General features: G+C 64.9%; 9 protein-coding genes and 2 pseudogenes. 7 read left to right on the forward strand and 4 right to left on the reverse strand.

Annotated features, from left to right (window positions below):
• The coding region (locus M3461_23745) for a hypothetical protein (protein MDQ3777151.1) at positions 1 to 279 on the forward strand (279 nt) is incomplete at its 5' end.
• A gap of 2 nt (positions 280 to 281) precedes the next feature.
• Here M3461_23745 and M3461_23750 read toward each other — a convergent pair.
• A pseudogene (locus tag M3461_23750) lies at positions 282 to 846 on the reverse strand (efflux RND transporter permease subunit).
• A 286-nt stretch (positions 847 to 1,132) separates the two neighbouring features.
• Entirely contained in the window at positions 1,133 to 2,827 is a 1,695-nt protein-coding gene (gene nhaB / locus M3461_23755) for a sodium/proton antiporter NhaB (protein ID MDQ3777152.1), read from the reverse strand.
• Between the two features lie 144 nt (positions 2,828 to 2,971).
• Between nhaB and M3461_23760 the strand changes: the two genes are divergently transcribed.
• From M3461_23760 to M3461_23785, 6 genes are all read left to right on the forward strand, one after another.
• A complete protein-coding gene (locus M3461_23760) occupies positions 2,972 to 3,577 on the forward strand; it encodes a LemA family protein (GenBank protein ID MDQ3777153.1) in 606 nt (201 codons plus the stop codon).
• A gap of 17 nt (positions 3,578 to 3,594) precedes the next feature.
• Positions 3,595 to 4,479 carry a YgcG family protein gene (locus tag M3461_23765; GenBank protein ID MDQ3777154.1) on the forward strand — a complete coding sequence of 295 codons (885 nt, stop codon included), beginning with the start codon at positions 3,595 to 3,597 and terminating at the stop codon, positions 4,477 to 4,479.
• 40 nt (positions 4,480 to 4,519) lie between these two features.
• Entirely contained in the window at positions 4,520 to 5,017 is a 498-nt protein-coding gene (locus M3461_23770) for a TPM domain-containing protein (GenBank protein ID MDQ3777155.1), read from the forward strand.
• Positions 5,018 to 5,061: 44 nt separating this feature from the next.
• Positions 5,062 to 5,487 (forward strand): acyl-CoA thioesterase, encoded by a 426-nt coding sequence (locus tag M3461_23775; GenBank protein ID MDQ3777156.1) that lies wholly within the window; start codon positions 5,062 to 5,064, stop codon positions 5,485 to 5,487.
• 2 nt (positions 5,488 to 5,489) lie between these two features.
• On the forward strand, positions 5,490 to 7,529 hold the full coding sequence (locus M3461_23780; GenBank protein MDQ3777157.1) for an ABC transporter ATP-binding protein: 2,040 nt from the start codon (positions 5,490 to 5,492) through the stop codon (positions 7,527 to 7,529).
• Between the two features lie 288 nt (positions 7,530 to 7,817).
• Complete coding sequence (locus tag M3461_23785) at positions 7,818 to 8,336, forward strand: OBAP family protein (protein MDQ3777158.1); 519 nt, start codon at positions 7,818 to 7,820, stop codon at positions 8,334 to 8,336.
• A 14-nt stretch (positions 8,337 to 8,350) separates the two neighbouring features.
• On the opposite strand, the gene M3461_23790 is transcribed toward M3461_23785, so the two are convergent.
• The gene (locus M3461_23790) at positions 8,351 to 8,506 is read right to left on the reverse strand and encodes a hypothetical protein (protein MDQ3777159.1); all 156 of its coding nucleotides are present in this window, start codon (positions 8,504 to 8,506) and stop codon (positions 8,351 to 8,353) included.
• A gap of 118 nt (positions 8,507 to 8,624) precedes the next feature.
• Positions 8,625 to 9,413, reverse strand: a pseudogene (locus M3461_23795) (glycosyltransferase family 4 protein).
• Between the last annotated feature and the right edge of the window lie 194 nt (positions 9,414 to 9,607).

Genomic DNA, 9,607 nt, shown 5'->3' on the forward strand with positions numbered 1-9,607 from the left:
TTTGTTCCGACCAGTTCAAGCTGGCTGAACCTGGTGGAGCGCTGGTTTCGAGAATTGAGTGAGCAAGCGATTCGACGCGGCAGCTTCATGAGCGTGTCGGATTTACAACAGGCGATTGACGAATTTATGCAAGCCTGGAACCAAAGCCCGAAGCCGTTCATCTGGACGGCCACCGTAGGGCAGATCATCGAGAAGGTCGACCGGGCGCGGGTCAAGATGGAGCAGATCAAGCCCGGATCCACCCTGCCCCGAGGGAAAAACAAGCGGGATAATCTGTAAAGTTATTCAAGGGACACTACACTAGAATCTCGCTGCGATGAGGATGGCGACCGAACCGCGCGATCACGTCGCGATGTCCGCGCGCGCAGGCGCTTAGAGCCCCGTTTCTCGCGCCCTGTACCGGAGGCGTGCATGCGCAGCCGTTGGACGAGCCGCTCCAGGCTCACGTAAAAGGTCGGGGTGATGTACAGTGTCAGAAACTGCGAGAACAAAAGCCCGGCCGCGACCGCGAGGGGCTGGCGTGCCTCGCCGCCTGCGCCATAACCAAGCGCGATGGGCAGGATAGCGGGGATCGCCGCGATCGTGGTTCATGATGGGTCGGAAGCGAACCAGGCAGGCCTCGACGATGGCCTGCTCTGCCGGCAGGGTTTTTTCACGCTGGAGGGTGAGTGAGAAATCCACCATCATGATCCCATTCTTCTTGACCAGGCTCACGAGGAGGATGATTCCCACGAAGCTGAACATATTGAGCTCTTGGTCGAAGAGCAAAAGCATGACCAGTGCCCCAAACCCGGCCAAGGGCAGCGCCGTGAGGATGGTGAGTGGATGGCCGAGATGTTCGTACAGTCGGAAGGTGGTTCAGTATGTTGGCCCGATCGAGCTTCATTTCGAGAACGGAGTAGGGTTTGCGGGGGCGTTGGTCATGGGTGACCAGGTTTTGCTCGGCGCGATATTATGGAAGACATGGACCTCACCATCATTCCCAAGACTCGTACGCTTGCCGTTAACCCCGATGAGCCACCGGTGGAACCGATCAGACCGGCCATCAGCAGGCCGCCAAAACCATCAGATCGTTGAGCTTCGCGTAGGGTCCCAAGTTTGCCGAGCGGCCGGCCGTGCACGCGGCCTACACCTACAGCAGGAAGATCGTGGCCAGCAGGCCCGTGGTCGACATCGTGACGGTGTACGGAAACGCCATCCATACCATGCGCCCGTAGCCCAGGCGGATCAACGGCGCCAGGCTGGACGTCAGCAGGAACAGGAAGGCTGCCTGGCCGTTGGGCGTGGCCACGCTGGGGATGTTGGTGCCGGTGTTGATGGACACCGCCAGCAGCTCGTACTGCTCGCGGCCGATGAGCCCCGCCTTCAGGGCGGCGTCCACCTCCGAGATGTACACGGTCGCCACGAACACGTTGTCGCTGATCATGGACAGCAGGCCGTTGGCGACGTACATCATGGCAAGTTGATCCTGACCGTCCAGGCTCAGCACATACTCGGTGACCGGCCGGAACAGGTGTTGATCGTGAATCACCGCGACGATGGCGAAGAACACCACCACCAGCGCAGTAAACGGCAGGGCCTCCTCGAAGGCGGGGCCCAGGCGGCGCTCCTCGGTGACGCCGTTCAACGCCGTGGACAGCACGATCACGCAGAGCCCGATCAGTCCCACTTCCGCCAGGTGCAGGCCGAGTGCGACGACCAGAAAGACGGCGACCAACACCTGCACGACGATGATCAGCGTGCCGCGCAGCTCGCGGCGCGCGGACTGATCGGCCTCGTAGCGCTCCATGACTTCGTGCACCGCCTCGGGCAACTGCTCACCGTAACCGAACCACTTGAGCTTCTCGAGCAAGACGCAGGTAGTCAGTCCGACGGCGAGCACCGGCAACGACACCGGCGCGACGTGCAAGAAGAACGGCACGAATTCCCAACCGACCACATTGCCGATCAACAAGTTCTGCGGTTCGCCCACCAGCGTCGTCACGCCACCGAGCGCGGTGCCCACCGCCGCGTGCATCATCAGGTTGCGTAGGAAACCGCGGAAACGCTCCAGTTCGCCCTTCCTGGGGTCATGCACAAGCTCGTCGTCCTGGTGATCGTGCTCGTCGTCGAAGCCTTTGCCCGAAGCGATCTTGTGATACACCATGTAGAAACCGGTCACAACGGTAATCACCACCGCGGTCACGGTGAGCGCATCCAGGAACGCCGACAGGAACGCCGCGGTGAAGCAGAACACGAACGCCAGCAGCGTCTTGGAGCGCACCTTCACCAGGAGCTTGGTGAAGGTGAACAGCAGCATTTCGCGCAAAAAATAGATGCCCGCCACCATGAAGATCAGCAGCAGGATCACGGAGAAGTTACTATAGGTCTCGTGATACACCGTCTCCGGGCTGGCCATCCCCATGGCGATGGCCTCCACCGCCAGCAAACCACCCGGCTGCAGCGGATAGCATTTGAGCGCCATGGCCAGGGTGAAGATGAACTCCAGCACCAGCACCCAGCCGGCAAGGAAAGGGTTGACGACGAAGAACAGGATAGGGTTCAGCACCAGGAACCCGAGCACGGTCAACTTGTACCAGTCCGGCGACTGGCCCAGGAAATTACGGGTGAAGGCCTGTATAAGAGAGGGTTTGCTGCCGTTGCGGCTGTTAAATGCCAGCCGGTCCTCTAGTTCTTTGACCCGGTTCTGGAGCGTGGCAACCTGCGCCTGGAGTTGTGCATTTTGCCCCTGTTGCTCCTCAATCGGTACACACAAGCGCTCGACCAGTGCGATGACCGCTTCTGGCCCTTGGTCGTAAACCGCTTTGGTCTCCTCGCGGGTCAGCATAGACGGAGCGTAGCACAAGTTACCACGCCCCCTCCCGCTACGTCCGCGCACGTCAGGGGCAACCTTTCTCCGCCCGGCAATATGGAAGAAAATAGCCCATGGTCGTCGCAAACCCCTTGCCCTTTCGAGACCTCGGAGGTTCCTATGCACCGTCGACTCGCTGCCGTGCTCATCATCGCTGCGTGCCTCTCGGGGTGCGGTTACAACGCCCTCCAGCGCCTTGACGAAGAGATCAAGGGCGCATGGGCTGAGGTCCTGAACCAGTATCAGCGCCGCGCCGATCTGGTGCCCAATCTCGCCAACGTGGTCAAGGGCTATGCGAGCCACGAGCGTGAGGTCCTGACCCAGGTCACCGAGGCACGGGCCAAGGTCGGGACGATCCAGGCGACCCCGGAGCTCATCAACGACCCTGAGGCCATGGCGCGCTTCCAGGCCGCCCAGGGCCAGCTCGGCTCGGCCTTGAGCCGGCTCATGGTGGTCGCGGAGAGCTACCCGGCCCTCAAGGCGGATGGCGTGTTCCGCGATCTCCAGGCCCAGCTCGAAGGCACCGAGAATCGCATTACCGTGGCGCGCAATCGCTATATCAAGGCGGTTCAGGAGTACAACGTGAAGGTGAGGTCGTTTCCATCCAACCTGACCGCTATGCTGTTCGGGATGACAACCAAGCCGTCGTTCACCGTCGCCGATGAGGCCCAGATCTCGCGGGCGCCCACGGTGGACTTCGCCCCCGCCCCGGCGCCGTCGCGCTGAGCGCCGCGGCGAAAGGGTTGTCGGCTGTCGGGGCGCACGGCCGCGCGGCCCGCCGCTGGGGCTTGGCGGTCCTGGCGCTGGGCTTGTGCACCGTGTTGTGGGCCGAGGTCCCCGTGCCCGTGCTCACGGCGCGCGTGACCGATCTCACCGGCACGCTCAAACCCGCAGAGATCCAGGCGCTCGAAGACCGGCTGCGTGACTTTGAAACCCGGAAGGGCGCCCAGATCGCCGTGCTCATCGTTCCGAGCACGGCGCCCGACGCGATAGAGGGGTATTCGATCCGCGTCGTCGAGAATTGGAAGCTCGGGCGCAAGGGGGTGGACGACGGCGTGCTTCTCTTGGTCGCGAAGGACGATCAGCGGGTGCGGATCGAGGTCGGGTATGGCCTCGAAGGGGTGATCCCGGATGCCCTGGCGAGCCGCATCATCAACGAGGCGATCACGCCGCGCTTCAAGGCAGGCGATTTCCATGGCGGGATCACGGCCGGGGTCGAGCGCCTCATGGGGCTCATTGCCGGCGAGCCCCTGCCGGCCCCGGCGGAGACGTCCCCCTCTCCCATCGGGGACCTCCTGCCCCTCGTCTTCATCCCCGCCCTCATCGCCGCGCAGGTGCTCCACCGGGTGTTCGGCCGTCTGGTCGGCGCGGGGCTCGGGGGCGCCATGGCCGGGGGTATCATCTGGTGGCTAGTCGGGTCCTGGCTCGGGGCCCTCATCGCGGCCGCCGTCGCGTTTTTCATCCTGTTCGCCCAGGACCCGAGCGCGAGCGTCTTCCGAGGCCGGGGACGCTACGGCGGCATGGGCGGCGGTTTCGGCCGGGGAGGTTGGGGCCGCTCCGGCGGGGGCGGCGGGTTCTCGGGCGGTGGCGGGGGCTTCGGAGGCGGCGGGGCCTCGGGGCGCTGGTAATAGACCCTGGGTACAGACCGTAAGCAATAGGACTCGGGTGATGGACCTCGCGCGCGTGTTTCGGCATCTGCTATTTCCAGGGCTCCTGGTGCGGCGGGCGTTCCCGGCGGCGGCGCTCTCGCGCATCGAGGCGGCCATCGCTGCCTCGGAGTCCCGGCACAGGGGACAGATCCGCTACGCGGTGGAGGGGGCGCTGGACCTCCGGCCCCTTATCGCCGGTCAGACGGCGCGCGAGCGGGCCATCGAGGTGTTCTCCGCCCTGCACATCTGGGATACCGAGGAAAACAACGGCGTCCTCATCTACCTCCTGCTTGCCGACCGCGACGTCGAGATCGTCGCGGACCGCGCCATCGCCAGGCACGTCGGCCCCGCGGGCTTTGAGGCGATCTGCCGGCGCATGGAGGAGGAGTTCCGCGCCGGCCGCTTTACGCGCGGCGTGGTCGAAGGGATCGAGGCGGTGGGCCATCACCTCGCGCTACACTACCCCGCAGGGGAGGAGCCGCGCGACGAGTTGCCGGATGCGCCCGTCATCCTATGAAATCCATCCTATGAAACCCATCCCGTGAAAAAGCTAGTGATCGCATGACCCTGATCCCTTCACGAGCGACCCTCCCCAAGGACCGCGAGCCGACCTTGCGGATCGTGCCCATGCCCTCGGACACCAACTTCGCCGGCAACATCTTCGGGGGCTGGATCCTCTCCCAGGTCGATATCGCGGGCAGCATCCCGGCGATCCGCCGCGCGCGCGGGCGCGTGACCACCGTGGCCGTCAACTCGGTCGAGTTCCATGAGCCGGTGTTCGTCGGCGACATCGTGAGCTGCTACGCCGAGGTGGTGCGGGTCGGCCGCACCTCGATCACGGTGCAGGTCGATGTCTACGCCGAGCGCAACCCGGCGCGCGTCGAGTGCATCCGGGTCACGCAGGCGGTCCTGACGTTTGTGGCCATCGACGAGCACCGCAAACCGCGCGTCGTGCCCCCGGAAATCGAGCCACCCGGAAGTCGATGAGGATGACCCTGCAGGCGCCTGAGCCCGGTGTCCCTCATCTAGGGCCCGCGCGTCTCCTTGAAGTCTCCGGGCTCCGCGCCTGGATCGGCGCCGGCGAGACGGCCGTGCGCGCCGTCGACGGGGTGGATCTCCATATCGCTCGGGGAGAGACCCTGTGCCTGCTCGGCGAGTCGGGCTGCGGGAAGTCCATGACCGCCCTCGCCATGACCCGCCTCCTGCCGGAGGGCGCGCGTATCGTGTCGGGCCACGTGTGGCTCGACGGCGAAGACCTGCTGGCCCTGCCCGAGGCGGAGATGCGCATGGTCCGCGGCGGACGCATCGGGATGATCTTTCAAGAGCCGCAGAGCGCGCTGAACCCCGTGCTCACCATCGGGCGGCAGATCGGCGAGGTCCTGGACGTCCACGGCGCCGACGCGGGCCGTACCCGGGTCCTGGGGCTCCTCGAGGCCGTGGGGATCCCGGACCGCGAGCGGCGCTATCACGAATATCCCCACCAGCTCTCGGGGGGGATGAAGCAGAGGGTTATGATCGCCATCGCCATCGCCGCCGGGCCCAGCCTCCTCATCGCCGATGAACCCAGCACGGCCCTGGACGTCACCCTCCAGGCGCAGATCCTGGAGTTGCTGAAGGCGTTGCAGCGCGAGCGGGGCATGGCGCTCCTCTTCATCACCCACGATCTCGCGGTGGTGGCCGAGATCGCCGATCGGGTGGCCGTCATGTACGCGGGCCACATCGTCGAGACCGGCGCCCGCAGGCCGTTTTTTCAGAGCCCCGCCCATCCCTATTCACGCAAGCTCTTCGCTGCCGTCCCGAGCACGCGCCAGAGGGGCCGGGCGCTGGCGGTCATCCCCGGTAGCGTGCCGGCGCTCGGGCACGAGTTTCCGGGCTGCCGCTTCGCCTCCCGTTGCGACAGCGCCTGGGACACCTGCCGGACAGTGCGGCCCGGAATCCTCCCGGTCGCGCCGGACCAGGCGGTGCGCTGCCATCTGCACGATCCGCGCTATCGGGGCGCGCGCGCCATCCCGTCGGGACCGCCGGCCGGCGCGCTCGGTGATGCCGATCTGCACCGGCTCAAGGCGTCGGGACCGCTGCTTGAGGTCGAGGATGTGCGCGTCCATTTCCCGATCCGCAAGGGTCTTCTCCGCGGCATCTCGGGCTATGTGCGCGCCGTCGATGGGGTCTCGCTCACCATTGCCGCCGGCACCACCTTGGCGCTCGTGGGCGAATCCGGGTGCGGGAAGACAACGATGGGGAAGGCGATCCTGCGGCTCGTCTCGGCCACCTCCGGCACGGTGCGCTTCGAGGGCCAGGACCTCTGCACGCTACGGGGGCGGGCGCTGCGCAAGCGGCGCGCGGAGATGCAGGTGATCTTCCAGGACCCCTATGCCTCGATGAACCCGCGCATGACGATCGCGGCCATCATCGCGGAAGGCATGCTCGCCCAGGGGATCGATCGCGGCGGGCGGGAGCGACGCGTCGATGAGCTGCTCGCGCAGGTGGGGCTGCCCGCCGAGGTCAAGCACCGCTATCCACACGAGTTCTCGGGCGGGCAGCGCCAGCGGATCTGCATCGCCCGGGCGCTGGCGGTGCGCCCCAAGCTCATCGTCTGCGACGAGCCCACCAGCGCCCTCGATGTCTCGGTCCAGGCGCAGGTCATCAACCTCTTGAAGGACCTCCAGGCGCGGCTCGGGCTGGCCTATCTCTTCATAACCCACAATCTGGCGGTGGTCGAGTACCTGGCCCATCGGATCGCGGTCATGTATCTCGGCCGCATCGTCGAAGAGGGGACGGTCGAGGAGGTACTGGAGACGCCCAAACACCCCTACACCCAGGCGCTACTCTCCGCCGTCCCCGAGATCGATCCGGCCCGCAAGCGCGAGGTGATCCGCCTGCCCGGCATCCTCCCCTCCCCCGCCAACCCCCCTTCCGGTTGCCATTTCCACCCGCGCTGTCCGAAGGTGATGCCGCGCTGCCGCGAGGCCTATCCCGAGGCCAGCGCGTTCGGCCACACGCATCGGGCGCGGTGTTTTCTGTACGATTAGCAGAAGCCTGGCGGAACCGTAAGCCGGCGCGGAGCCGGATTGGCCCATGGCGATCGGGCCGTTGTCACCGTACCATTCGAGGAGCGGGTATTCCGGCGATCGCGCGCGACGCAGTCTATGGATCATCCCCCCGGCTTCCCGTAATCGGGGGGATAATATCCACGGGGCGGTTCCGATCCGAACGCGCTTCCCGGTCGACCCCCGTGGAAGGCGCACAGGAACCAGGCTCGCATCGGCGAGCTTGGATCCGAGCATATCGTTCAATAACGAGATATCGAGGACAACATCATGCGTACCAGCCTTCCACTCATCGCGGCCTTCGGTGCCGCCAATCTCGTAGCCCAGCCCACACTCGCCGAGGACCCCAAGAGCCCGGCCGAGGGGTTCGACATCCACGTCGTCGCACCCCATCGCCACGAGGACGGCACGGTGCACGGCCCCTATCACCACTACTGCAAGTCCATCAAACCGGAGGTCTTGCAGTGCATGATCTTCCTGTCGAGCGATCCCAATGCCGAGTTGGTCGAGATCGAGTATTTCATCGACAAGAAGCTCGCGCGCACCAGCGTGACCTTGGAGCAATGGAACAAGCACTTCCACGACCACAAGGAAGAGATCGCTACCGGGCGAGTGCAGGTGCTCGATGTGCCACCGGAGAAAGCCAAGGAGATCGCGGAGGCCGCCTCCCAGACCGACGGCATCATCTTCCATCTCTGGCCGGTGGGCGCCAAGGTCCCGAACGGCGAGGTGATGTTCCCGACCGCGGTCAGCCACAAGCCGGTCGAGAAGCTCGAGATCCCGAAATAAGGGGAGCCCGACCGCTATTGGCGTACGATGATCTCGACGGCGTCGCCCCGTGTGTCCACCCTCTCGAGCGTCGCACCCCCGCGGCCGCGGTTGATGGTCAGATCGACGCGAGCATCGCGTATGTGCACTCCACGGATCTCGAGCCGGTCGATGCCCTGAGGCAATGCCATCCGGTCGAAGATAGCCCCGGGCCATGATTGCGGCGGTGAAGCGTTGTTCGAACTCGCGCCGGCAATCGGTGCGGTTCAGGTTCGCGACACGCCTGATGGCCTCGACCATCTCGTCCTCCGTCTCGCACAGTAATCCGGTGACCCCATCGCGCAGCACTTCCGGCACCGAACCGCGCGGCCGGGCGATCACCGGGGTACCGCAAGCCAGGGCCTCGATCATGACCAATCCGAAGGGCTCCGGCCAATCGATAGGGAATAGCAATGCCATGGCGTTGCCGAGCAGGATCTGTTTCTGCGCCTCGTCGACCTCGCCGATGAACTCGATGAGCGGGTGATCGAGAAGCGGGAGGACCACGTGCTCGAAGTAGATCCGGCCGAGAAAAAGAAGGTAAGAGCCCGGCTTCGGCTCGAATCGATAGAGGTCCTCGGGCAGGCCGTGGTACAATGTCGCGAACCAATTGGCGTTCGGCATGGGCGCGCGTTGAGTCCCGCTGATCGACACCAAGGATACCTTCGGATAGTCGTAATACAGCGGGGCGATATCCGGGAGATTGAGGCGTCCGTGCAGGGTAATCAGCGTGGGCGTGGCCGTGTAGCACGTGAGCGGCAGCCCGAGATAATCGGTATGACAATGAATGATGTCGAACTCGCGAGCCCGCTGGTAAACCTCGCCCAGCATGCGCACGTGCGACGCTAGAGGATCGCAGCAGTCCGGATCGAGTCGCAAGGCCTGCGGGCAAGGCGCCCGGAGCCGGGCACGCGTCAGCGAATCCCCGCTCGCGAAGAGGGTGACATCGTGGCCGAGTCGCACCAACTCCTCCGTGAGATATGAGACGATGCGTTCGGTGCCGCCGTAGAGCTTCGGTGGCACCCGTTCATGTAAAGGAGCAACCTGTGCGATGCGCATATTGGTACGTTCCTCGTATTCTCGCTCTTCTCGCGGATGCTCCGGTCAAACACGACTCTAGTGTAGACTCATAGGTTATGTAGTTAAGGATTCGCGAAAATCGGCTCCAGACCGAATTGCAGCCGCCCACGTTGTCGATCCCGTTTAGGGTGTGCGCGTCGTGCGTTCCCGGCGAGGTAGTCGATGGCGCGTGC

The organism is Pseudomonadota bacterium, assembly GCA_030860485.1.
GTDB lineage: Bacteria > Pseudomonadota > Gammaproteobacteria > JACCXJ01 > JACCXJ01 > JACCXJ01.